The organism is Pedobacter mendelii (genome assembly GCF_014635725.1).
Taxonomy (GTDB): Bacteria; Bacteroidota; Bacteroidia; order Sphingobacteriales; family Sphingobacteriaceae; genus Pedobacter; species Pedobacter mendelii.
In genome coordinates, this window is the sequence record NZ_BMDJ01000008.1 from 62,463 (window position 1) to 86,867 (window position 24,405).

Consider the following 24,405-nt stretch of genomic DNA (forward strand, 5'->3'; position numbering starts at 1 on the left):
CTTGATACTAAATACTTGATACCTGATACTTGATACCTAATACCTGATACTAAATACCTGATACTAAAATGAACGTTTTAATAGTTGAAGATGAAAAAAGCCTGGCGCTTGAAATGGATGAATTTTTAAGCAATGAAGGTTTCATTGTAGAACATGCCTGGAAAAAATCATCTGCTGAAGAGAAAATTTTTGTAAACAGTTACGACTTTATTTTATTGGATTTAGGTTTGCCAGACGGAGATGGTTTTGAGGTTTTAAAACAATTAAAATCGTTAAAAGACAGAGATGATGCGGTTATTATTTTAACAGCAAGAAGTGCGGTTGATGACCGTATAAAAGGTTTGGATGAAGGTGCCGATGATTACCTGCCAAAACCTTTTTCTTTAAATGAGCTTTTAGCCAGAATGCATGCCATTATCCGTAGAAAACATAAGCTTGAAAAAAATGAAGTAAACATCCACGGTTTTTTACTGAACATTCAAAATAGAACTGTTTCCTTTGCCGATGAAAGATTAAACCTCACAAAAAAAGAATTCGAAATTTTTAATTACTTAGTGCTAAACAAAAACCGTGTTGTTTCCAGAATGAATTTAACGGAGCATGTATGGGGCGATATTCTGGAAGTAAATTCAGATTCTAACTTTGTTGATGTTCATGTTAAAAATCTTCGAAAAAAATTAGCTGCGGTTAACTCAACCGATTGGTTTGAAACCGTAAGAAGCATTGGATATAGAATAAATTGTTAAATAGTGGGAAGTCCGATGTCGGAGGTCAGAAGCTTAGGGGTCTACATAATCCTTAAATCGGAATAATCATCTGCCGAAGACTAAATTAATTAATGTTGCATCTTTCATAAAAAATGAAGTTACAAGTCAAGTTTTCATTATATAATGCCATCACTAAAATTGCAATTATTTTAGTTTTAGGGGCAATTATATTATTCTCACTTGATAAAATCGCTTATAATCAATTAGATAATCGCCTGATAAAGAAAAAGGGGAAAATTATTAAAAATCTAAACGATGCAGAAATTGATAGTTTACTAAGCAACGAACAAACTTTTACCGATTATAATATATTAAAAGAAGAATTTATTATCCTAACGGATATATCTGATAACCTGGTAGATTCTACAGCTAAAATAATTACCGAAAAGCGGGAAATTGAAGGTGATGTTGAATTTTACAGAATTTTGAATTACAAATTTCTTTACCACAAAAATTGGTATAAATTGGAACTGGGTGAAAGTATGACCTCTTTACAATCCATTAAAAACTCCATCAGGTTTTATATGTTAGTTGTGCTTGTGGCTTCATTGGTTGTTACTTTACTAACCGATTTTGCATTTACAAATTTTTTACTCAAACCTTTCTACTTAATTATTGATAAGAAAATTAATAAAGTAGATGATCCAGCACATTTTAACTATCAAAATATTCATACAAATACAGATGATTTTAAAATTTTAGATAATAGCATAAACTCTTTAATGCGAAAAATAAATAATCTTTTTGCATTAGAAAAACAATTTATTGCAAACGTATCTCATGAGTTATTAACACCAATTTCGATTCTGAGTACCAGATTCGAGAATATGTTGAATACACCTGATATCCCTGTAGAACATGAAAATAAAATTTTCGCATCATTAAAAACGCTTAACCGCTTAAAAGTTATTATAAATAGTTTACTATTAATTTCTAAGGTTGAAAACAATCAATATTTGAAAACCGAGAAAATAAATATTAAAGAGGAGCTTAATGATATCTATGATGACCTTGAAGACCGGATAGCAGATAGAAACATAAATTATAAAATTGATTTAAAAAACGATTTCCATTTCACAGGCAATAAAGCGCTTATACATACCTTACTGATTAATATTTTAAATAATGCAATAAAATACAATAAAGATGGTGGAGAAATTAATATAAATGGAGTGATTAACAACCAAAAATATCATTTAATCATTAGTGATACAGGGAATGGTATGACCAAAGAACTTTTAGAAGACGCTTTTGACCGTTTTAAAAGAGGCAATACCGAAGAAAATGGTTTTGGATTAGGACTAGCTATTGTGCAGAGTATAGCAAAATTTCATAAAATTGAAATTAATATAGATTCTGAAGAAAAAAAAGGAACTAATATTAGTTTAATCTTTCCATAGATGAATCTGTAATCACTACACATAACAAATGAATTGTTGTAAGTTTATTCGTTAAAAAACTATCGTTGCAATTAATAAAGAATTGCTAATTTTAAGTTTGACAAAGCAATTAAAGATTTACAAATTAATCCCTATATAATGAATAAACTATTCTTAATTATTGCAATAATATCAATTTTAATGACTTCATGCCAAAGTGATAGCAAAAAATATACAACTGTTGATTCATCTATAATGAGTGAAAAACAAACGGGATATACAGCTCCGGATGAATGCTTTGAATACGTTAAAGATAAAAGTACTGCCTCACTAAGGATGTACGGTACAGGGGACAATAAGGTTTTAGGAGAACTAAATTATAAGTTTGATGGAAAAGATAAAAATAATGGGGTTATATATGGACTTATAAAAGGCGATACAATTATTGTAGATTATAAATTTCAATCAGAAGGTATGTATTCACATAGAGAGGTTGCTTGGTTAAGAAAGGGAGATCAACTTATAGAAGGCTATGGTGATGTATACCAGGTTAATGGTGATACTAAATTCAAAAACATCAACAAACTAACATTTGGTAAATCAATAATACTTAGTAAAACCAATTGTAAATAATAAAACTATTTTTTTAACAAATGGACTTATTTTATATTATTTATAATTTTTCCTTTTAGTTAAAGATTTTCAAATCGCTCCCAAAAACCATCTACAGGAAGTTTGGCAAAAATGTTAACAGGTTCTTTTCTTACAGGATGCATGAATTGTAATCTTCTGGCATGTAAACAAATACTTCCCTTCCTGCTTCCTCGTGGATAACCATACTTATTATCCCCAACAATTGGACAGCCCATTGATGAAAGCTGAACCCTAATTTGATGAGAACGCCCAGTAAGCGGATCAACTTCAATTAAAAAATAATCGCCCAATTGAGCAACTAAACGATAAGACAACTCCGCTCTTTGACTACCAGTAACTTCAGTTTTATAATAAGTTACAACATTTTTTTGAGGGTTTTTTACCAGCCAATGAACCAAGGTTCCAGATTCTACTTCAGGCTTATTTTTTACAACAGCCCAATAAGTTTTCTTAACCTCCCGATTTTTAAAAACAGCATTCATCCGCTCTAATGCTTTACTGGTTTTTGCAAAAAGAATAACGCCACTAACTGGCCTATCTAAACGGTGAACAACACCTAAAAAAGCGCCATTTGGTTTGCTATATTTTTTGGCAATGTACTTTTTTATTTGCTCATCCAAAGGCTCATCCCCTGTTTCATCTACTTGTACAATATCTCCTGCCCTTTTGTTAATTGCAATAAGGTGATTATCTTCAAAAAGTATGTCTTTGTCGGTTATTGGCATTATTGTTTCATTTGTTTGTTAGTATGCTTGTAAACAGACTCTAAACTTAATATTGTTCTTTCTCGTTAGGAAAATCATTTGCCTTAACATCACGAATATAAGATTGAGCAGCACCTAAAATTTCATCGTACAAATTAATATACTGACGTAAAAAGCGTGGTTTAAATCCTTTTGTTAATCCAATCATATCGTTAACAACCAAAACCTGCCCATCGCAATCTGGTCCGGCGCCAATGCCAATTGTTGGTATTTGAATACTTTCCGAAACCTCTTTACCCAAAGAAGCAGGTATTTTTTCTAAAACGATTCCGAAGCAACCAGCATTTTGCAATGCTAATGCATCAGATTTTAATTTATTAGCCTCCTCCTCTTCTTTCGCACGAACGGTATAAGTTCCGAACTTGTAAATGGATTGAGGAGTTAAACCTAAGTGACCCATAACCGGAATACCAGCAGCAATAATGCGTTGTACAGATTCAATAATTTCTTCGCCACCCTCCAACTTTACGCCATGTGCGCCTGATTCTTTCATAATCCTAATTGCAGAATTCAGGGCTTCTTTAGAATTTCCCTGGTAAGAACCAAAAGGCAAATCGACAACAACGAAAGCTCTTTTTACGGCTCTGATTACTGAAGAAGCATGATAAATCATTTGATCTAACGTTATAGGCAATGTTGTTTCATGACCAGCCATAACATTCGAAGCCGAATCACCTACAAGTAAAACATCCAATCCGGCATCATCTAAAATTGTTGCCATCGAATAATCGTAAGCCGTTAACATGGATATTTTTTCGCCACGCTGCTTCATCTCTTGTAAGATATGTGTGGTGATTCGTTTTATTTCTTTATGTACCGACATGGGCTGCGTTTTTTTGCTTCAAAAGTATTGTTTTTTTATTTAAAATTAAGCTTAAAGACTATAGCACAAAGTTAAAAGAACAATGCTGGGCAATCAAGAATTTCATTATTATAGTTGATTCTCATTTATTGCTATTTATTTACTGATAATAGATAATTGTCTCATAAGTACTATTTCGCTTTAATCTTAAGTCTTTTAGCTTTCAACTAATTCCTATTTCAAATTTTTCTTTACATTCCCAATCCTAAAGCCTATCTTCGTACCCCGAAATGGAAGGGATTTATTCATCTTTTTTTGCAATCTGCAAAAACGGCTTTAATGCCGAAAGCCATCCTTTTTTCAAGTCTTTTTTAAATCAAAATCCATATTGTAATTACCATGACTAACTACACCAAGTTACCTGCGATTTTATTACTGGCCGATGGCACTGTTTTTTACGGCAAAGCAGCCGGAAAAATTGGCACCACTACTGGCGAAATTTGTTTTAATACCGGGATGACAGGTTACCAGGAAATTTTTACCGATCCAAGTTATTTCGGACAAATTATGGTTACTACCAATTCTCATATTGGGAATTACGGTATCCAAAAAGATGAAATCGAATCTGATTCTATAAAAATTGCAGGTTTGGTTTGTAAAAACTACAACATTGTTTATAGCCGTAAGCAAGCTACAGAATCCATTCAGGATTATTTTCAGAATGATAATCTAGTAGCAATTTCTGATATTGACACGCGTGCTTTAGTTCGTCATATTAGAGATAAAGGCGCAATGAATGCAATTATTTCATCTGAGATTACAGATTTGGATGAATTAAAACAGAAATTAGATGAAGTGCCATCAATGGAAGGATTAGAACTATCATCCAAAGTAAGCACAAAAGAATCTTACTTTTATGGTAATCCGGAAGCGAGCTTAAAAGTTGCAGCATTGGATTTAGGTATAAAGAAAAATATTTTACGCAGTTTTGAAAATCGCGATATTTATGTTCAGGTTTTCCCGGCAAAAACAAAATTTGCTGAAATGGAAAAATTCAATCCTGATGGCTATTTTATATCTAATGGCCCAGGCGATCCATCGGTAATGCCTTACGCTGTAGAAACCATAAAAGAAATACTAGCTGAAGATAAACCGTTATTTGGCATTTGTTTAGGTCACCAATTATTGGCTGAAGCTAATGATATTGGTACCATGAAAATGTTTAATGGTCACCGTGGATTAAATCATCCGGTTAAAAATATCATCAAAAATCATTGTGAAGTTACTTCTCAAAATCATGGCTTTGGCGTTATCCCTGATGAAGTTAGAAAATCTGATAAAGTTGAAATTACACATGTAAATTTAAATGATAAATCTATCGAAGGCATTCGTGTAAAAGGTAAAAAAGCATTTTCAGTTCAGTATCACCCAGAATCTTCTCCAGGCCCACATGATTCTCGTTACTTATTCGATGATTTCGTTGATGTAATGAAAGGTGAGTTGGTTTGGTAGTTTGGTTGACAGTTTACTAGTTGTAAGTTATAGCTTTTTAGCTCACAGTTTAAGGATTAAACTTATACATTACACCAGATAAAATTAAAAATGCGAATCTAAACGATTCGCATTTTTAATTTTATAGCATTTCGCAAGTAAAAAAGTTGCTCTTTCTAATTATTTTTAGGTTTTTAAACAATATTTATATTCATTTCATTTAAAGCTTCTTACATTCGTATCATGGAAACAAAAAAAGCCATTATTAGCGTCAAAAATCTGGTAAAAAAGTATGATGATTTTGTAGCAGTACAAGATTTAAGTTTTGATGTTTATGAAAATGAAATCTTTGGCTTACTTGGCCCAAATGGTGCAGGTAAAACGACTACACTAGAAATAATAGAAACCTTAAGAGCAAAAACTTCGGGTGAAATTATTGTTGATGGTTTTTCCGTTGATAAGCAAGCGCATGAAATTAAGCAGATAATTGGTGTTCAGTTGCAAGCCGCAGGTTATTACCCAAATTTGAATCTTATAGAACTTATTGAACTTTTTGCAGGATTGTATGGCGCTAACATTAAGCCAATGGAAATGCTCGAAAAAGTGAACCTTCAAGATAAAGCTAAGGCGAAATACAAAGCACTTTCGGGAGGACAAAAACAACGCTTCTCAATAGCAACAACGTTAATTAATCAACCCAAAATTATATTTCTTGATGAACCAACTACCGGTTTAGACCCACAAGCAAGACGTAATTTATGGGATTTAATTACTGAAATTAGAAGCAATGGTACAACGGTAGTCATTACTACGCATTATATGGATGAGGCTGAGCAGCTTTGCGATAGAGTTGCTTTTGTAGAACGCGGACAAATTATCGCTTTAGATACTCCTGATAACCTAATAGATAAACTGGTTAGCTCTGGTTTCGAGCGTAAAAAAGAAGTTAAAAAGGCCAATCTGGAAGATGTTTTTATAAACCTTACAGGTAAAGAGTGGCGGGAGTAGAATCCGCTAACTCTATGAAAGTGAACTTAAACGAGTACAAAGAATAATTAGTTATTGAGGTTTTATACAGCTGAAAATATAAACAACATTCATATCATATGAACGATAATAATATAAACGCTCAACCAGATCGTGAGGAATTAAATAGTGGAATGAAAAAAGAAAATATAAATAGAATTAGCGGTTATAGTAACACAAAAGCAACATTGGCGCTTGCTAAGGCTAGCTTTCGTTCTATCATAAGAAGTCCTTCTGCTGTGGTTTTCACATTAGCATTTCCGCTTATATTTATTTTGGTTTTCGGATTTTTAGGTGGCGGTGGTACCCATATAGATATAGGCATTTCACCAGGATCAGACCTCAAAAATCCGGTGATTGTTATGCTTGAGAAAACCGGAATGATAAGACTGGTTAAAGATAAATCGAAAAAGGATTTTGCCAAACTTCTTGAAAAAGGGAATGTAGATGCAATGATTGATGTACACAGAAAAGTTAATTCGGTTGCTTATTCTGTAAATGTGGTTTATACATCAGCCTCCATGGATAAAGGTAATATCCTAAAATCTGTTTTAAACAATCTTTTTTATGATAAAAACCTGAAACCATCAATTGCTGAAATTAAAGAAAGTACAATTCATGGTCGCGAATATAAAACCATAGATTTTATTTTACCTGGTCAGTTAGGATTTTCTTTACTTAGCACAGGTGTGTTTGGAACTGCATTTGTGTTTTTAAGTTTACGCCAAACCTTGGTTATAAAACGCTTTTTTGCTACTCCGGTAAAACGATCGAGCATTGTAATTGGAGAAGGGATCGCCCGAATTGGATTCGCATTAATTGGTGCATTGTTTATTATAGTTTTAGGTAATCTGTTTTTTGGTTTTACGCTAGTTCATGGCGCCATAACAGTCGTTAATATGCTTGTTTTAGCCACTTTAGGCGTAATCGTATTTATGGGCTTTGGCTTTATAATTTCAGGTATTGCGAAAAACGAAAGTATGGTACCACCGATATCAAATATCGTAACACTACCTCAGTTCTTACTATCAGGCACATTTTTTTCGATAGAAGCATTTCCGAAGTGGTTGCAACCCATTAGTAGAGCTTTACCACTTACCTATTTAAATGATGCAATGCGTAAAGTGGCTTTTGAAGGATTGAATTTATGGGATGTAAAATTCCAGATAATGATTTTAGTGATTTGGGGTATTGGAATTTACGCAGTTGCTGTTAAAGTATTTAAGTGGGAATAACCCAGCGTTTAAATCAAAAAAAGGGATAATGCCAGTCGGCTTTATCCCTTTTTTTAAAATATCTATTTCAGTTAAAGCGCTGCCCTTACCAAAAATGGCAATATTTCTTTCTGAAAACTCACGAAATTTTTGCGAACATCAGAATCGCTTACCGATGTAAAAGCAAAAGAAAAAACAATACTTTTGCTTGCCTTCAATAAAAATGCTAAGCCTTCTCTCCTTGCAGGATTATTTTTAAAGTTATCTAACTGCAAATAAGCCGCAAGTAATAAAGCTTCTAACTGATCAGATAAATGTTTTAAAAACTCTTGCGAATTTGCGTTTTCCCGCACAAAATCCCAACCAATAAATTCGTTGCAAGCCGTAAAAGAGAGTCGGCTGGTTTTCATAACCAAAGCTTTTAGATGTTCTTCTTCTGAAGCATAGCTTAATTTATTATGTAATATTTCGTGTAAATTCTGATCAAGATAATCCATTAAAATACTATCCAAAACCTGTTCTTTACTTTCAAAGTATTTGTAAATAGTTGCCTTTGCAATACGAGCTTTTTTAGCAATTTCGTTTACACTTGTTTTGTGATATCCGTACTTTCTAAAAAGTTCTTTCGCTGCCTTTTTTACAGTCTCTTTAATTTTTTCGGCTTCCATTAATTAGTTACTTTTATAAGGTTGTTGCCTTGTAAAGAGATGTTGTAACTCTTAAGACTTTTTTCGGCAGGCGCTTTCTGCGGACTACCATCAAATAGAGAAAATTTAGCACCTGAACAGGGATCAGTTGCCGTTAATCCGCTATCATCGGGAACAATTTTACATAATTTTTCTGGGTTCACGGTGCTACACCTATCAAAAACAACATAACCACCCAATGGGGTTTTAACAATAATTAAGCCTGCAACTCCATTATTAGCAACTAAAAGCACGTTGTTTGTTGCCTTTAAACTAAACTCTGTTACAGTAACACTGTAATTAACAACAACTTCCGGAATGTAGTTTTCTTCCTTTCCACAACTTGTAAATAATACAAACACTAATAACGAACTGAATATTTTCTTCATCTTTATATCAATGCCGATTTATATTGCTTTAAGAAACGAACGTCATTTTCAGAGAATAACCGTAAATCTTTTATCACATATTTTAAATTCGCTATGCGCTCAATACCCATTCCAAATGCAAAGCCGCTATATTTTTTAGAATCGATACCACAATTTTCAAGTACATTAGGATCCACCATTCCGCAACCTAAAATTTCTACCCACCCACTGTGTTTACAAAGCTGGCAACCAGATCCGTTACAAATGGTACAAGAAATATCCATTTCGGCAGATGGTTCAGTAAAAGGAAAATAAGAAGGACGGAAACGAACCTTGGTACCTTCGCCATACAGCTCTTGCACAAAATAAAATAAAGTTTGCTTTAAATCTGCGAACGAAACATTTTCATCAACATATAAACCTTCTATTTGATGGAAAAAGCAATGTGCTCTTGCCGAAATGGCTTCATTACGATAAACACGACCAGGCATAATGGCTCTGAAAGGAGGTTGCCCTTGCTCCATCATACGCACCTGAACAGATGAAGTATGCGTACGCAATGCGATGTCTCCCTTTTCACCACCCTTTTTTATAAAAAAAGTATCTTGCATATCTCTAGCAGGATGCTCTTCAGGGAAGTTTAAAGCAGAAAAGTTATGCCAGTCATCTTCAATTTCTGGTCCTTCTGCTACAGTAAAACCAAGCTTAGCAAAAATCTCAACAATTTCGCGACGAACCAAAGCCAATGGATGGCGTGATCCAATTTCGAAACCCTCGCCAGGAAGCGTTAAATCTTGCTGATTTTCAAATACTTGAGATTGATTTGCCTCATTAGCTTCCTTTAAATTTTGATATTTAGCCTCCGCAAGCTGTTTAAATTCATTTAAAACTTTACCCAACGATTTTTTTTCTTCGATTGATACCGATTTAAAATCTTCAAAAATCTCTTTAATTACACCTTTGCTGCCTAAATATTTTATGCGAAACTGCTCTAATTCGTCTGCTTTATCTGTTACGAAAGCATTAATTTTCTCAGTATATTGTGTTATTTTATCCTGTAACATGGCTTCAAATATACAGCAAATTTTCTGATTTTTTTTAGCTCTCTCGGTTCAAAAGTTCTGCTTAAAGCTATTTATTACAAGGAAATGAACCAAAAACAAAAAAAGCTGCAAGAATTGCAGCTTTAAAAATATCTTAGCATTTTTAGGAATTAAATTACGCCCAATTCTTTACCAACTTTAGTAAAAGCGGCAATGGCTTTATCTAAATGATGTTGCTCATGCGCTGCAGATAACTGAACACGAATTCTTGCTTTTCCTTGTGCTACCACAGGATAAAAGAATCCGATTACGTAAATACCTTCATCAAGCATTCTTGCGGCAAATGTTTGTGCAATTTTAGCATCATAAAGCATTACAGGCACAATTGGGTGAAAGCCGGGTTTAATATCGAAACCAGCTTCAGTCATTTTTTCACGAAAATATTTTGTATTATTTTCTAACTTATCTCTTAACGAAGTTGTCTGACTTAACATATCCAAAACTGCAATGGATGCACCTGCAATTGCCGGAGCTAAAGTATTAGAGAATAAATATGGACGAGACCGCTGGCGAAGCATATCTATAATTTCTTTTTTGCCTGATGTAAATCCGCCGGATGCCCCACCTAAAGCTTTACCTAAAGTTCCTGTTATAATGTCGATACGATCCATAACATTAAAATGCTCATGCGTTCCACGACCGGTTTTGCCAATAAAACCAGAACAGTGCGATTCATCAATCATAATTAAAGCCTCGTATTTATCTGCCAAATCAGCAATTTTATCTAGTGGTGCAACCGACCCATCCATAGAAAAAGCACCATCAGTTACAATAATTCTATGTCTGCAACCTGCCGCAGCAATTAATTGCTGCTCTAAATCTTCCATATCGGTATTTTTATACCGAAAACGTTGTGCTTTACACAAACGAACACCATCTATAATTGATGCATGATTTAATTCATCTGAAATAATTGCATCCTCTGCATTAAACAAAGGCTCAAAAACACCACCATTTGCATCAAAAGCCGCAGCATACAAAATTGTATCTTCCGTACCCAAAAATTTAGAAATTTTAGCTTCCAATTCTTTATGTACATCCTGAGTACCGCAAATAAAACGAACTGAAGACATACCATACCCGTAATCATCTATCGCTTTTTTAGCAGCTTCTATTACCCTAGGGTGAGATGAAAGACCTAAATAATTATTAGCACAAAAGTTTACAACCTCAGCACCACCTTTTACCTTAATATCAGCACCCTGAGGAGTAACAATAATGCGTTCGCGTTTAAATAATCCTGCGTTTTCGATTTCTTCGAGTTCTTTTTGAAGAACAGGTTGTAATGTTTTATACATGGCTTTTTACTGTTTGAATTTGTGTTCAAAGTTATAAAAAAGCCCGAAAGTAAAGGAATGAAAGAATAAGATGCCTGTTGAATTATAAAATCTTAAATTAAAATTTTTATAAAAAGAGTTTAAATATTTTATATTTTTTTTCAGGATTAAAAAACTTTAATACACAACTATACGTATAGTGTAAAACTTATTCGATATTTATAGCTTAACTGGTCAACAAAATATGATAAAAATCTGCGCACTCCTAATCTTCTGCTCCTTTGCTAATTTTGCATTTTCGCAACAATTTACAATTTCTGGAATGATAAAGGATAATAGTGGGCAACCCGTTCCATTTGCATCAGTTTATTTAAAAAACACAACACAGGGTACTTCGGCAAATATTGATGGAAAATATGAGATTAAGTTAAAGAATGGTGAACAAACTTTAAGTTTTAGAGCGGTTGGATATAAACAGCAAGACCATATTTTAAATGTAATTACTTCGACAACGTTAAACGTTTCATTAACTTCAGAAAGCTACACGTTAAACAATGTTACTATAAAAGCCAATGCTGAAGATCCTGCTTATGCAATTATTCGCAAAGCAATAAAACAACGTAAAACCCATTTAGAAGAAGTAAAAGCTTTTAATTGTGATGTTTACATTAAGGGCGTGCAGCGTTTAAAAAGTGCTCCAAAAAAATTTATGGGTCAGGATATTAGAAAAATAATGGAACTTGACACCAACCGGCAAGGCATTATTTACCTTTCAGAATCGCAAAGTAAATTTAGTTTTAGAAGACCAAATGATGTTCATGAAGAAATGATTTCTTCTAAAGTTGCGGGTAGAAATAATGCTTTCAGCTTTAATAAAGCTTCAGATTTAATAATCAATTTTTATGACAATTACTTGCTCGAAAATAAACTTAGTGCCAGAGGCTATATATCGCCCATTGCTGATAATGCCTTATTTTATTACAAATACAAATATCTCGGTGAAACAAAAGAAAATGGCGAAACAGTAAATAAAATAGAAGTTATTCCTCGCAGGCCTAACGACCCTGTTTTTAGAGGAATTATTTACATTATAGATGAAAGCTGGAGGATTTACAATACAGATTTATTTCTTACAAAAAGTGCTGGTATTAATTTTATCGATACCTTAAATATTAGTCAACAGTTTACTAAAGTTAAAGATGTTTATATGCCGACAGCAATAAACTTTCAATTTAATGGTAACATTTTAGGTTTCAAGTTTGCTGGTTATTTTGTTGGCGTTTACAGCAATTACGATGTATTGCCTGTTTTCCCTAAAAACTTTTTTAATGGTGAAATTTTAAAAGTTACCAAATTGGTAAATAAAAAAGATTCTATTTATTGGAATAATAATCGTCCGATTCCGCTAACTGCTGACGAAAAAATCAATTACATAGTTAAAGATAGCATCGCAAAGCGTAAAGAATCGAAAACTTATCTTGATTCGCTTGAAAAAGAAAATAACAATTTTGGAATCGGCAAATTGCTACTTAGGGGATATAGTATTAATGATAGATATGATAGTGTTTACATTTCTTTCGATCCGGTATTACGGGCATTAATGTATAATACGGTTGAAGGTTTTGCTATAAAATACGGCGTAAATTATCGTAAGGTATTTGGAGATAGGCGTTCATACAATATCAGACCAGAGTTGAGGTATGGTTTTGCAAACCAAAAACTAACTGGAAGTTTAACTGGAAATTACTACTACGACCCTTTAAAAAGAGCCAGTGTTGGTGCTTCTTTTGGAAAAGGAATTTTCGATTTGAATAATTTAGGTTCAATGACATCACTTGGTAACGCAATAAATTCACTGCTTTACGAAAAGAATTTCCCAAAATTTTATGAAAAAAGCTTCGTTAACATCAACACTACCCGAGAATTAGCAAGCGGACTTCAAGGTTCAATTAGTGTTGATTACACCAGAAATCACACCCTAACCAACACTTCTGATTTTAAATTTTTCGATAATAAGACCAGAGAATTTACATCCAACAATCCTTTTACACCAACAGCTGAAACGCCACTTTTTCCTACATATACTTCATTCAGTGCGTCAGCAAGCCTTACATACACTATTGGCCAAAAATATATTACTAGGCCAGATGGTAAATTTTATACAGAATCGAGATTTCCAAGAATAACATTGCTGTATAAAAAAGGCTTTAATGGAATCTTAAATAGTGATGTAGATTACGACTTCGTTAAAGCTGAAGTTTATCAGGATAGAATCGGATTAGGATTATGGGGTTACACATCATTCTTAGTTGGCGCAGGAAAATTTCTCAACAACAGTAAAATGTATTATCCAGAATATAAGCATTTTGCAGGTAATGTTTCTACCATCTTTCCCCCTAATTTAAGGAAGTTTCAATACTTAGATTTTTATCAGTTTAGTACCAATCAACAATATTTTGAAGCGCATTTAGAGCATAACTTTGCAGGTTTCTTTTTAAATAAAGTTCCTTTATTACGTAAAGCTAAACTCGAAGAATTTATCGGCGGAGGCTATTTATCATCACCAGAAAAAAGAAATTATAAAGAGTTTTATTTCGGATTGCAGCGCCTAGTTTTAAGGGTTAGCTATGGTTTTGCTTATGATGCTGCTAAAAAAATTAACCAAGGTTTCAGAATTAGTTACGGTTTTTAAAAGGTAGAAGGTATAGCGTAGAAAGGCTGAGGAAAAACCTTCTACTTTGAACCTTTTTACCTTATACCTTTTTTTATTATCTTTGCACCGCTTTAAACGCCGTTTGCAACGGTATCAACAGCGTTATGAAAAAATATCAAACCATTCTTTACTATTGCTATAGTTACATAGCAGATGCGGAACAATTTGCCGCAGACCATTTAAAATTTTGTAAATCTTTAGGATTAGTGGGGCGGATTATTGTAGCCGATGAAGGTTTAAATGGAACAGTTTCTGGTACAGCCGAAGCTTGTGAAATTTACATGAAAGCAATTCATGCTGATGAAAGGTTTGCTAAAACTGAATTTAAAATTGATGATGTTGAGGAACCATCATTTCTTAAAATGCATTGTCGCTATAAATCAGAAATCGTTCATTCTGGCTTAAGAGACACATCAATTATAAATCCTAGTGAACAAACGGGAAAACATTTAGAACCAGTCGATTTTATGAAAATGAAAGATGATGAAGATGTTATAATTCTTGATGTTAGGTCTAACTATGAGCATAATCTTGGAAAATTCAAAAATGCAATTACGCTTGATATAGAAAATTTTAGAGACTTTCCAGAACAGATAAATCAACTTGCGCAATATAAGGATAAGAAAATTTTAACATATTGCACAGGCGGCATAAAATGCGAAAAAGCTTCCGCTTTGCTTTTACACCATGGCTTTAACTATGTGTATCAGTTGCACGGTGGTATTATTAAGTATAGCAAGGAAGCTGGCGGAAAAGATTTTGATGGTAAATGTTATGTTTTTGATAATCGGATTGCAGTTAATGTAAATGTAGTAAACCCAACGGTTGTTTCTGTTTGTTACAACTGTGGAAAAACTACACCAAAAATGATAAACTGTGCGAATCCGGAATGTAATGAGCACATTACACAGTGCGATGATTGTGGCGAAAAAATACAAGGTTGTTGTTCTGTGCAATGCACAACCAACCCAAGAAAACGCCCTTACGATGGAACAGGATATTATGTAAAAGTTCCTCAACCAGTAAATAAGAAGGTTGAAACGATTGGCTAAAAAAATAGTTCGTTAAAACAAATCTGAGTTTTCTCAGTTTACTTTTAAATTTAATCAATGCGAGCAGCGCTAACAGTTTTTTTTCTTATCATATCCAATACTTTTATGACTTTGGCCTGGTATGGCCATTTAAAATTTAAGGATATGGCATGGAGTAAAAGTCTTGGCCTAATTAGCATTATTGCAATTAGTTGGGGAATTGCACTTTTTGAATACATTTTTCAAGTTCCTGCAAATAAATTTGGTTTTAAAGAGAATGGTGGTCCTTTTAGTTTAATGCAGCTAAAAGTTACGCAGGAAGCAATTTCCATCACCGTATTTTTAATCTTTACCATACTATTTTTTAAAACTGAAAAAATTGCCTGGAATCACATTGTTGCTTTTTGCCTCATTTTACTTGCTGTTTTCTTTGCTTTTATCAAGAAATAAAACAAAATAATATCTCCCTTTATTTTTATTACTTTGTACAATAAAGGCTTACTGAAATTTACATGCAAAAATCCTTATACGGCTTTTTTTTCTTTCTAATTTGCATTTCATTAAATATACATGCCGCTGATATTAAAAGTATTGGTGTTCCATACATAGAAAATTATTCTAAATCGGTTTATGCATCTGGCAACCAAAATTGGAGCGTTGCTAAAGATAAAAACGGTGTAATGTACTTCGGTAATACAGAAGGACTACTTACCTTCGATGGAAGATATTGGCAAAAATATAAAATGCCAAACAATCAAATTGTACGCTCTGTAGCTGCCGATGATAACGGTAAAATTTATAGCGGCTGTTTCGGCGATTTCGGATACTGGTCATTTAAAAAAAATAAATTTCAATACACCTCTTTAACTCATTTAATTCCAAAGTCTGACCCATTAAAAGATGAGATTTGGAAAATTCACATTTACGGTAATAAAATAATTTTCCAATCTTTCAGCACCATTTATATTTACGTGAATGGTAAGATTTCTATTCTCAAAAATGCCAGCAATTTTCTCTTTTCTTACAAAATTGGCAATCGGTTTATTGTAGAAAACAAAGGGCTTTACGAGCTTAAAGGCAACAAATTGGTATTTATTCCGGGTAGCGATTTGGTTTGTAGAACAGGCGTTTTATCCATACTACCCTTTAAAGGAAATACATTGATTATTGGCACAGGTAAAGATGGCTTATTCTTATTTGATGGTAAAACCTTTACACCATTTAATACACCTGCCAATGCATTTCTATCAACATTCCAATTAAATAATGGTGCCAAAATTTTAGATAAATATTATGCTTACGGCACAATTCTAAACGGAATTATCGTGATTGATGAAAATGGGAACATCATTCAGCGTATTAATAAATCAAGCGGATTACAAAATAATACTGTTTTAAGCTTATATAGTGATGATGAGCAAAATCTTTGGGCAGGTTTAGATAATGGAATTGATAGAATTGAGTTAAACTCTCCATTGTATTTTTACCTTGATAAAACCGGCGTTTTTGGCACCGTTTACTCTAGCGTTATTTTTAAAGGAAAAATATACCTCGGTACCAATCAGGGCTTATTTTATAGCGAATGGAAAAATAATAATCAATTTTCTACCTTAAATTTTAAGCTTATTCCAAATTCGCAAGGTCAGGTTTGGGAATTAAATATAATTGATAATCAACTGCTTTGCGGTCATAATAACGGAACCTTTAATGTTATTGGTGATAAAATAGAAAAAATCACAACCTACAGCGGCGGCTGGACGATTAAGAAACTAAATAGCAATCCAAATTTTTTAATTCAAGGCACTTACACAGGTTTACTTCTTTTTAACAAAAACGCTCAAGGCAAATGGCAGTTTTATAAAAAAATTGCAAATTTCAATGTGCCCGCAAGATATGTAGAACAAGATAATAAGGGTGAGATTTGGGTTAGTCACGCTTACAAAGGTTTGTACAAATTAAAATTAAGCAGTGATTATAGTACCGTAATTTCTAACAAATACTATGATGAAAAAAGCGGTTTGCCTAGCAACTACAATTTAAATTTATTTAACCTTGAAGAAAGAATTGTTTTTGCCAGTAACGCTGGTTTTTTCACTTATGATAACCTGAGTGATAAATTTTCAAAATACAATGTGCTTAATAATGCGCTAGGTTCATTTTCATCCTCAAATAAAATTATTAATGCGGGTGCTAAAAAATATTGGTTTATAAACCATGGTAAAACAGCCTTAGCAAACTTCAGCGAAGCTGGAAAAATTTCAATCGATTCCAATCGATTCAGTATTCTTGATGGTAAGATGGTTCAGTATTATGAAAACATTAGCCGCATAAGCAATTCCATTTATCTAATTAGTGTAGATGATGGCTTTGTATTTTACAATGCTGGTCAAAACGTGACTAGCCAAGCAAGCAAAGTACATCAGAGTGTTCTGATTCGCCGTATTGAAGATATTACGGATAAATATTCTATTCTAAGTGAAAATGGGGATAACGGTACAGAAATCGACATAAAAAACAATAGAAATAACATTCGAATTTCTTTCTCAATGCCCTATTATCGTGAAGCTAAAATTAAATTTCAATATTACTTAGAAGGATATTCTAACGATTGGTCGGACTGGAGTTATGCTACGCAAAAAGATTTCACAAATCTTAGCAGTGGAAAATATGTATTTAAAGTTCGGGCTAAAATAGATGACTCATCCATCAGTAAAATTACAACATTTGAATTTAGAATTCTACGACCATGGTATTTAAGTAACTGGGCAATATTATTTTATGCTTTTGCATTTGTAGTTGCGCTTATTGCCGGAAAAAAAATATATGAACGAAAGCTTAAACGTGATAGCTTAAAGATAAGCAATCGGTTAAAAGCTGAACAGGATGAAATTCTGAAACAAGAATCAGAAGCAAATGAGAAACAAATAAACAAATTACAAACTGAAAAACTGCAAGCAGAGCTAGCATCTAAAAACAGAGAACTTGCCAATTCTGCTATGACATTGGTTTATAAAAATGAATTGCTTCAAAAATTGAGCGAAGAAATCCTGAAGCTTAAGGACGAAAATGGGAAAAAACTCGCCGATGACCAATTACGCAAAATTCAGAAAGTTATTAATGATGGAATGAATGATGAAAGGGATTGGCATTTATTTGAAAATAGCTTTAATGAGGCGCATGAAAGTTTCTTCAAAAAACTTAAAATTGGTCATCCGGACTTGGTTCCAAACGACTTAAAACTTTGTGCATATTTAAGGATGAATATGAGCAGTAAGGAGATGTCATCTTTGCTAAATATTACACTAAGAGGGGTTGAAATTAGAAGGTACAGATTGCGTAAAAAGCTTAACGTTCCGCATGATAAAAATCTTACAGAATTCTTGATGGAGCTGTAAAATCACGAGAAATTCAAAATCAATACAAATCGAGGAAGTTTGCACAAATCTGCCCTATTCGTGAAAAACGGGTATTACCACAAAACAAGCACTACATCATTACCTCTCATAGCCTAAATAATGTACCTTCAAATTACTTGGTGTACTTTGTACACTTGTGTATCCGTAATTAATCAGTTACAATCGCCAAAACTGCGTTTTCAGCCTGTTTGGGCATTTGGTATAGCATAGTGAGATACTACACTTTTCCATTTGATGTATTAATGTAGAGGTCGATTTCCTTGCAGAGGCAGAAAAACAACCTCACATTTATCCTAACAATTAACTAAATATTTAATAAGCATGAAAAGAATTTTTACAAGAATTTCTGTTCTGGTCGGAATTTGTTTACTTACAATTAACGTAGCATTTGCACAAAACATTACTGTAAAAGGTAGGGTTATGGATAGCGGAGATAAATCCACCATCCCGAGTGTAAGTGTGTTGGTTAAAGGTACACAAACAGGTACACAAACAGATCCTTCAGGAGCGTATAGCATCAGCGCACCAGCAAACGCAACATTAGTTTTCCAGTATTTGGGTTACACTACACAAGAGGTTGCTGTTAATAATAGAACAACCATAAATGTAGAGTTGGCTTCATCTTCTCAACAACTAGAGCAAGTTGTTGTTGTTGGTTACGGTACACAAAGAAAAATTGATGTTACCGGTTCTGTAGCAACGGTAAAAGGTGAGGAAATTTCTAAACAAGCCTCAATTAATCCAATTAGTGCTTTACAAGGTAAAGTGGCTGGTGTTTCCATAACAAATAATGGTGCGCCAGGTTCATCTCCACAAATTACCATTCGTGGTACTGGTACAATTTATGGTAATACAGGTGTATTATATGTGGTAGATGGTGTATGGTATGATGAGATTAGTTTCTTAAATCCTGCAGATATCGAAAATATCAGTATATTAAAAGATGCGTCTTCGCAATCTATTTACGGTATTCGTGCTGCAAATGGTGTTGTATTGGTTACTACTAAAAAAGGTAAAACTGGCGAACCAGTAATCAGTTACAATGGTTCTATCGGTTTTAAAGCAGTAACCAATCAAGTTGAAATGGCGAATGCAACAGAATACGCAACCATTATTAATGAGTTATCTGCTTCAAACGGTGCCAGTCCATTATTTGCAAATCCTTCATCTTTTGGTGTTGGTACAAATTGGTACGACCAAGCTTTAAGAAATGCATTACAAACTAACCATCAATTATCTGTAAATGGTGGTACAGAGAAAACAACTTATAATTTCTCATTAGGTTATACAAATGAAGATGGTATTGTAAAAACACAAAACTACAAACGTTACACAGCAAAACTTTCGAATGATTTTCAGGTTTTAAAACCTTTGAAAATTGGTTATACTGTTTCAGGTACATCAATTAATTCAAATGATATTGATGGCGGTATCTTCCGTCAGTTATATGCAGCCGGACCAGTCGTTCCTGTATATTATGCAGATGGCAGCTATGGTGATGCGAATGATTTTAGCTTAGGTGGAGGAAATAACTTTAACCCTCAGGTTACTTTAGATTTTTACAACCAGCAATCTAAAAACTATCGTATAAATGGTAACGTTTATGCAGAATTAACTTTCTTAAAAAACTTTACGTTCAGAACAAGTGCAGGTGGAGATTTCGGACAAAATGAAGTTAGGGGTTATACGCCACTTTATGCTGCTACTCAAGGGCAAAGAACTACGCAAAGTACTTTAAGAATTAACAGATCAGAAACCAGAAACTGGATTCTTGAAAATACGTTAACTTACAAAAATACATTTGGTGATCATAGTATTACTGTTTTAGCAGGTACAACAGCGCAGAGAAGAAAATCTTACTTTGTAAACGCTACTGCATTTGATGTACCAAACACCAGCGATGGCGACTTATATCTTTCTTTAGGAACAGCAGCAACTCGTACTGTTGTAGATGGTGGTTCACTATCAACATCTAACTCATACTTCGGTCGTGTAAACTACTCATTTAAGGATAAGTATTTGTTAAATGCAACACTTCGTGGTGATGCAGCTTCACAATTTTTTGGTGGTGGCGACCTTTGGGGCTATTTTCCGGCAGTTGGTGCGGGTTGGGTAGTTACCAATGAAGATTTTATGAAAGACCAAAAAGTGGTTAATTATTTAAAGCTTAAAGGTTCTTGGGGTAAAGTAGGTAACGCAGGTGTACCGGTTAATCCAACTACTTTAACTGTAGCACAAGGTGGAAATCTTGTAGCGTTTTTTAATGGTGTTGGTTATACTGGCGCAAATGTTAACTCTTTGGTTCCTTCATTTTTAAACTGGGAGCGTACAACAGGTACAGATATCGGTATTGAGGCAAGATTTTTAGATAACCGTTTAAGCATCGAAACCGGTGTTTACAATAAAAAAACTGAACAAGCTATCTTCGAAATTCCGATTTTAAGCTCAATCGGTACTTCATCAGGAACATTAGTTGGTAATCAGGCAGATTTTCAAAACCGCGGTTTTGAGTTTTTAGCAACTTATGCTGATAAAACAGAAAGCGGTTTCAACTACTCCATCAGTGGAAATATTGGTATTAACAATAACAAAGTATTATCAGTTGTAACGGGTCAAAACCCTATCTATGCTGGTGGTGCCGGTATTGCAAACGGAGCTTTAGCAACCCGTACCATTCAAGGTGGTGCAATTGGCGAATTTTTCGGATACAAAGTTGGCGGGATTTTCCAAACAGCTGCTGAAGTTGCGGCTTCTGCACAAACTGGCGCTAAACCTGGTGATTTTAGATACGTTGACCAAAATGGTGATAATATTATTGATGGAAAAGACCGTGTGGTTTTGGGTAATCCAAATCCTAAATACAGTTACGGTTTAAATACATCATTTGGTTACAAAAACTTCGATTTATCTATCGATGTACAAGGTGTTGCGGGTGTTGACGTTTATAATGCAAACATCGCCTATCGTTTCGGTAACGAGAATTTCAGTAAAGATTTTTACGATAACAGATGGACTGGTCCGAATACATCAACCACATATCCATCAGCTAATGTAGGTTCAACTACTAACGCTGCTCCAAACTCATTTTATGTTGAAGATGGCTCTTACATCCGCGTAAGAAACATCCAGTTAGGTTATGCATTACCATCTATGTTAATGAGTAAGTGGAAAATGCAAAGAGTAAGGGTTTTTGTTGATGCTCAAAATGCAATTAACATTTTCGGCTACAAAGGTTTTACGCCAGAAATTGGTGGTACGCCAACAAACGCGGGTATTGATGCCAGCGTTTATCCTTTATCGGCTACTTATAGGTTAGGTCTTCAAGTTACTTTTTAATAAATAAAGCAATGAAAACAAATTATAAAAATTACATACAAAAGATTGGATTACTTGCTTTATGCTCAGGTCTTTTAGTATTACCTGCATGTAAAAAAAGTTTTTTAGATGTAGATCCTCAAGCACAACAACCAGCACTTACCTTTTGGAAATCACAAGATGACGCTACAAAAGCAGTAAACTCTATTTACGGTAACTTAAGAAGCTGGGAAAACACAGCCTTCCCTGCACTCGCTATAGAAAGTATAGCTGGTGATGATGCTGAAAAAGGTAGTTCTGCTAATGATGCTAGTTATTTAAATAGCTATGATAACTTCACAGTAACATCAACTGAAGGGCAATTACAGGGCTTTTGGACTGGACAATACCAAAATATCAACCTTTGTAACCAGGTTTTAGATAACATTCCTGCAATAAGTATGGATGCAAATTTAAAAGCTCGCTACATTGCTGAAGCGAAATTCGTCCGTGCTTATTCATATTTTAGGCTGGTTAGAGCTTTTGGCGATGTGCCATTGCGTTTAACTGTTCCTAAAGATGCATCTCAATTTAATATACCAAGAACACCAAAAGCACAAATTTATGCAGCTATAGAAAAAGATTTAGATGATGCTGCGGGAGTTCTACCACAAACCTATACAGCAATTGATTTAGGTAGAGCTACAAAAGGTGCAGCCTTAGCTTTACACGCTAAAGTTGCCATGTACCAGCAAAAATGGGCAGATGTGCTTAATTTTACCAATACTGTTATGACGATGGGCTACAACCTTGTTCCAAACTATGAACAAAGTTTCCGTTTAAATAATGAAAATAGTGTAGAATCTGTATTCGAAATTCAATGCGAAATTGTAGAAACTATAGCTGGTTCAGCAACTTCACAATTTAGCCAAGTGCAAGGCGTACGAGGTAGTGTTGGTGGTTGGGGATTTAATAATCCAACAGCTACTTTAGCTAGCGCTTATGAAATAGGTGATACCAGAAGAGACGCAACAATTATTTTTAGAGGCGAAACGACCCCGCAGGGCGACGCAATTTCAGCTACTGGTGATAACCCTATGTACAATCAGAAATCTTACGTTCCGTTTAGTTTAATCAAAACCGGATTTCCTGAAGGTGCGCAACAAAATGTTAGGGTAATCCGTTTCGCCGATGTATTATTAATGAATGCAGAAGCAGCCAATGAGCAAGGAAACCCTGCGTTGGCAAGAACTTCTTTAAACCGTGTTCGTGCTCGTGCAAGAGGTGGTGCTGCTGGTGTTTTACCTGATGTTACAACATCTGATAAAGATGCATTACGTACTGCGATTCAAAAAGAAAGACAAGTAGAATTAGCAATGGAATCAGATCGTTATTTTGATGTTGTTCGTCAAGGTCGTGCTGCTGCTGTTTTTGGCGCTAAAGGATGGAAAGCTAACAAAAATGAAGTTTGGCCAATTCCATCCACCGAAATTGATAAGAGCGCAGGTGTATTAACTCAAAATCCAGGTTATTAATCGATAAATTTTAATAGAAATGAAAACAAAATATTTTTTATTGATGGCGTCTGTTATAACCTTAGGGTTATCATCTTGCCAGAAAGAATTTGAACCATCTAGCTATGCCCCTGCTTTAAGCATTGGCGGTTTTAATAGCGCAAAACAAATTGCTCCAAGTAATTTAGCGGCGTACTGGGCGTTTGACGGTAGTTTAATTGATAGTGTATCAAACGGTGCAGGAGTAAATACAGGTACAACTTTTGCCACAGGTATCAAAGGTAAGTCGTTACAAGGTGCAACAGATAGTTATTTTTTAAGTGCGCCTTCTGCAAAAGTTTTAAGTTTAAAAAGTTTCACCATTACAGAATGGGTTAATACACCACCTCCATCAAACGGAATTATTGGTTTATTTAGCCTTTCTAACAAGTCTCAGTTTTGGGGAAATTTAGAAATCTTCGTAGAAAACGGTAGTACAAATGATAATGCAACGTTAAAAATTGTATTCATCAATAATGGAACTGGTGATAAAACCTATACAGCAAGTAACGTGGTTAATTTCTTCGGTAAATGGAATGCACTTTCTGTTTCCTACGATGAAACTACTTCAACGGTAAAAGTTTATGTAAATGGTTCTAGAGTAAGTTCTGGCAAGTTAGATGGTATTACTGGTTCGTTAAACTTTGTTAATTCTGGAAACCTGGTTTTTGGTACAACGCAATTTATGACTACACCTAGCCAAACAACAAGCCATTCTAAAGAGCCTTGGGCTAGCTATTTAACTGGTCAGTTAGATGAAGTTAAAATCTTTAACAAAGCATTATCTGACGAAGAAGTTGGATACTTAGCCAAGTTAGAAGGTAGAGGTAAATAAGCCACATAACTTATAAACGGCACAAACAAATA

The 24,405-nt window shown here is 34.1% G+C and carries 19 protein-coding genes; 13 read left to right on the forward strand and 6 right to left on the reverse strand.

The features are described 5' to 3' along the window. The first annotated feature begins 68 nt into the window (after nucleotides 1-68). The 3 genes from IEV50_RS13860 (at nucleotide 69) to IEV50_RS13870 (ending at nucleotide 2,779) form a co-directional block, all read left to right on the forward strand. The gene (locus tag IEV50_RS13860) at nucleotides 69-746 is read left to right on the forward strand and encodes a response regulator transcription factor (protein WP_188415343.1); all 678 of its coding nucleotides are present in this window, start codon (nucleotides 69-71) and stop codon (nucleotides 744-746) included. A 113-nt stretch (nucleotides 747-859) separates the two neighbouring features. Beyond that, the gene (locus IEV50_RS13865; RefSeq protein WP_188415344.1) at nucleotides 860-2,167 is read left to right on the forward strand and encodes a sensor histidine kinase; all 1,308 of its coding nucleotides are present in this window, start codon (nucleotides 860-862) and stop codon (nucleotides 2,165-2,167) included. A gap of 138 nt (nucleotides 2,168-2,305) precedes the next feature. Next, complete coding sequence (locus IEV50_RS13870) at nucleotides 2,306-2,779, forward strand: hypothetical protein (RefSeq protein ID WP_188415347.1); 474 nt, start codon at nucleotides 2,306-2,308, stop codon at nucleotides 2,777-2,779. A gap of 59 nt (nucleotides 2,780-2,838) precedes the next feature. Here the strand turns inward: IEV50_RS13870 and IEV50_RS13875 are convergent, their stop codons facing one another. Beyond that, nucleotides 2,839-3,525, reverse strand: coding sequence for an RluA family pseudouridine synthase (locus IEV50_RS13875; protein ID WP_188415349.1), 687 nt, complete (start codon nucleotides 3,523-3,525; stop codon nucleotides 2,839-2,841). A gap of 46 nt (nucleotides 3,526-3,571) precedes the next feature. Continuing rightward, complete coding sequence (gene panB, locus IEV50_RS13880; protein ID WP_188415351.1) at nucleotides 3,572-4,387, reverse strand: 3-methyl-2-oxobutanoate hydroxymethyltransferase; 816 nt, start codon at nucleotides 4,385-4,387, stop codon at nucleotides 3,572-3,574. Nucleotides 4,388-4,765: 378 nt separating this feature from the next. Here panB and carA point away from each other — a divergent pair, with 378 nt between their 5' ends. The 3 genes from carA (at nucleotide 4,766) to IEV50_RS13895 (ending at nucleotide 8,118) form a co-directional block, all read left to right on the forward strand. Continuing rightward, nucleotides 4,766-5,878 carry a glutamine-hydrolyzing carbamoyl-phosphate synthase small subunit gene (gene carA, locus IEV50_RS13885; protein ID WP_188415357.1) on the forward strand — a complete coding sequence of 371 codons (1,113 nt, stop codon included), beginning with the start codon at nucleotides 4,766-4,768 and terminating at the stop codon, nucleotides 5,876-5,878. A gap of 222 nt (nucleotides 5,879-6,100) precedes the next feature. Then, nucleotides 6,101-6,865, forward strand: a complete 765-nt coding sequence (locus tag IEV50_RS13890) for an ABC transporter ATP-binding protein (protein ID WP_188415359.1) — start codon at nucleotides 6,101-6,103, stop codon at nucleotides 6,863-6,865. Between the two features lie 98 nt (nucleotides 6,866-6,963). Further along, nucleotides 6,964-8,118, forward strand: a complete 1,155-nt coding sequence (locus tag IEV50_RS13895; protein WP_229746738.1) for an ABC transporter permease — start codon at nucleotides 6,964-6,966, stop codon at nucleotides 8,116-8,118. 71 nt (nucleotides 8,119-8,189) lie between these two features. Here the strand turns inward: IEV50_RS13895 and IEV50_RS13900 are convergent, their stop codons facing one another. The 4 genes from IEV50_RS13900 to kbl form a co-directional block, all read right to left on the reverse strand. Then, nucleotides 8,190-8,765 carry a TetR/AcrR family transcriptional regulator gene (locus IEV50_RS13900; RefSeq protein WP_188415361.1) on the reverse strand — a complete coding sequence of 192 codons (576 nt, stop codon included), beginning with the start codon at nucleotides 8,763-8,765 and terminating at the stop codon, nucleotides 8,190-8,192. Next, complete coding sequence (locus IEV50_RS13905) at nucleotides 8,765-9,172, reverse strand: Rieske (2Fe-2S) protein (protein WP_188415363.1); 408 nt, start codon at nucleotides 9,170-9,172, stop codon at nucleotides 8,765-8,767. The genes IEV50_RS13900 and IEV50_RS13905 overlap by 1 nt, the downstream gene beginning before the upstream one ends. Before the next feature lie 2 nt (nucleotides 9,173-9,174). Next, complete coding sequence (gene pheS, locus IEV50_RS13910; RefSeq protein ID WP_188415365.1) at nucleotides 9,175-10,215, reverse strand: phenylalanine--tRNA ligase subunit alpha; 1,041 nt, start codon at nucleotides 10,213-10,215, stop codon at nucleotides 9,175-9,177. 149 nt (nucleotides 10,216-10,364) lie between these two features. Beyond that, entirely contained in the window at nucleotides 10,365-11,552 is a 1,188-nt protein-coding gene (kbl, locus tag IEV50_RS13915; protein WP_188415368.1) for a glycine C-acetyltransferase, read from the reverse strand. A 301-nt stretch (nucleotides 11,553-11,853) separates the two neighbouring features. Here kbl and IEV50_RS13920 point away from each other — a divergent pair, with 301 nt between their 5' ends. The 7 genes from IEV50_RS13920 to IEV50_RS13950 all read left to right on the forward strand — a co-directional run bounded on the left by IEV50_RS13920 (nucleotide 11,854) and on the right by IEV50_RS13950 (nucleotide 24,373). Beyond that, the gene (locus IEV50_RS13920) at nucleotides 11,854-14,223 is read left to right on the forward strand and encodes a DUF5686 and carboxypeptidase regulatory-like domain-containing protein (RefSeq protein WP_229746739.1); all 2,370 of its coding nucleotides are present in this window, start codon (nucleotides 11,854-11,856) and stop codon (nucleotides 14,221-14,223) included. A 125-nt stretch (nucleotides 14,224-14,348) separates the two neighbouring features. Further along, nucleotides 14,349-15,296: an oxygen-dependent tRNA uridine(34) hydroxylase TrhO gene (gene trhO, locus IEV50_RS13925; RefSeq protein ID WP_188415372.1), complete on the forward strand. Its 948-nt coding sequence runs from the start codon at nucleotides 14,349-14,351 to the stop codon at nucleotides 15,294-15,296. 57 nt (nucleotides 15,297-15,353) lie between these two features. Then, nucleotides 15,354-15,725: a DMT family protein gene (locus IEV50_RS13930; RefSeq protein WP_188415374.1), complete on the forward strand. Its 372-nt coding sequence runs from the start codon at nucleotides 15,354-15,356 to the stop codon at nucleotides 15,723-15,725. A gap of 62 nt (nucleotides 15,726-15,787) precedes the next feature. After that, nucleotides 15,788-18,670, forward strand: coding sequence for a triple tyrosine motif-containing protein (locus IEV50_RS13935; protein ID WP_188415376.1), 2,883 nt, complete (start codon nucleotides 15,788-15,790; stop codon nucleotides 18,668-18,670). Nucleotides 18,671-19,012: 342 nt separating this feature from the next. Further along, a complete protein-coding gene (locus IEV50_RS13940; RefSeq protein WP_188415378.1) occupies nucleotides 19,013-22,027 on the forward strand; it encodes a SusC/RagA family TonB-linked outer membrane protein in 3,015 nt (1,004 codons plus the stop codon). Between the two features lie 11 nt (nucleotides 22,028-22,038). Then, nucleotides 22,039-23,520 (forward strand): RagB/SusD family nutrient uptake outer membrane protein, encoded by a 1,482-nt coding sequence (locus IEV50_RS13945; RefSeq protein WP_188415380.1) that lies wholly within the window; start codon nucleotides 22,039-22,041, stop codon nucleotides 23,518-23,520. 19 nt (nucleotides 23,521-23,539) lie between these two features. Next, nucleotides 23,540-24,373: a LamG domain-containing protein gene (locus tag IEV50_RS13950; protein ID WP_188415382.1), complete on the forward strand. Its 834-nt coding sequence runs from the start codon at nucleotides 23,540-23,542 to the stop codon at nucleotides 24,371-24,373. The last annotated feature ends 32 nt before the right edge of the window (nucleotides 24,374-24,405 follow it).

Excerpts from the sequence above, each read along its gene's own strand:
- carA (WP_188415357.1), top strand. The coding sequence starts at position 4,766 with ATGACTAACTACACCAAGTTACCTGCGATTTTATTACTGGCCGATGGC.
- IEV50_RS13920 (WP_229746739.1), top strand. The coding sequence starts at position 11,854 with ATGATAAAGGATAATAGTGGGCAACCCGTTCCATTTGCATCAGTTTAT.
- IEV50_RS13875 (WP_188415349.1), bottom strand. The coding sequence starts at position 3,525 with ATGCCAATAACCGACAAAGACATACTTTTTGAAGATAATCACCTTATT.
- kbl (WP_188415368.1), bottom strand. The coding sequence starts at position 11,552 with ATGTATAAAACATTACAACCTGTTCTTCAAAAAGAACTCGAAGAAATC.
- IEV50_RS13940 (WP_188415378.1), top strand. The coding sequence starts at position 19,013 with ATGAAAAGAATTTTTACAAGAATTTCTGTTCTGGTCGGAATTTGTTTA.
- IEV50_RS13890 (WP_188415359.1), top strand. The coding sequence starts at position 6,101 with ATGGAAACAAAAAAAGCCATTATTAGCGTCAAAAATCTGGTAAAAAAG.
- IEV50_RS13860 (WP_188415343.1), top strand. The coding sequence starts at position 69 with ATGAACGTTTTAATAGTTGAAGATGAAAAAAGCCTGGCGCTTGAAATG.
- IEV50_RS13950 (WP_188415382.1), top strand. The coding sequence starts at position 23,540 with ATGAAAACAAAATATTTTTTATTGATGGCGTCTGTTATAACCTTAGGG.
- pheS (WP_188415365.1), bottom strand. The coding sequence starts at position 10,215 with ATGTTACAGGATAAAATAACACAATATACTGAGAAAATTAATGCTTTC.
- trhO (WP_188415372.1), top strand. The coding sequence starts at position 14,349 with ATGAAAAAATATCAAACCATTCTTTACTATTGCTATAGTTACATAGCA.
- IEV50_RS13905 (WP_188415363.1), bottom strand. The coding sequence starts at position 9,172 with ATGAAGAAAATATTCAGTTCGTTATTAGTGTTTGTATTATTTACAAGT.
- IEV50_RS13900 (WP_188415361.1), bottom strand. The coding sequence starts at position 8,765 with ATGGAAGCCGAAAAAATTAAAGAGACTGTAAAAAAGGCAGCGAAAGAA.
- IEV50_RS13870 (WP_188415347.1), top strand. The coding sequence starts at position 2,306 with ATGAATAAACTATTCTTAATTATTGCAATAATATCAATTTTAATGACT.
- IEV50_RS13930 (WP_188415374.1), top strand. The coding sequence starts at position 15,354 with ATGCGAGCAGCGCTAACAGTTTTTTTTCTTATCATATCCAATACTTTT.
- IEV50_RS13865 (WP_188415344.1), top strand. The coding sequence starts at position 860 with ATGAAGTTACAAGTCAAGTTTTCATTATATAATGCCATCACTAAAATT.
- IEV50_RS13945 (WP_188415380.1), top strand. The coding sequence starts at position 22,039 with ATGAAAACAAATTATAAAAATTACATACAAAAGATTGGATTACTTGCT.
- IEV50_RS13935 (WP_188415376.1), top strand. The coding sequence starts at position 15,788 with ATGCAAAAATCCTTATACGGCTTTTTTTTCTTTCTAATTTGCATTTCA.
- panB (WP_188415351.1), bottom strand. The coding sequence starts at position 4,387 with ATGTCGGTACATAAAGAAATAAAACGAATCACCACACATATCTTACAA.
- IEV50_RS13895 (WP_229746738.1), top strand. The coding sequence starts at position 6,964 with ATGAACGATAATAATATAAACGCTCAACCAGATCGTGAGGAATTAAAT.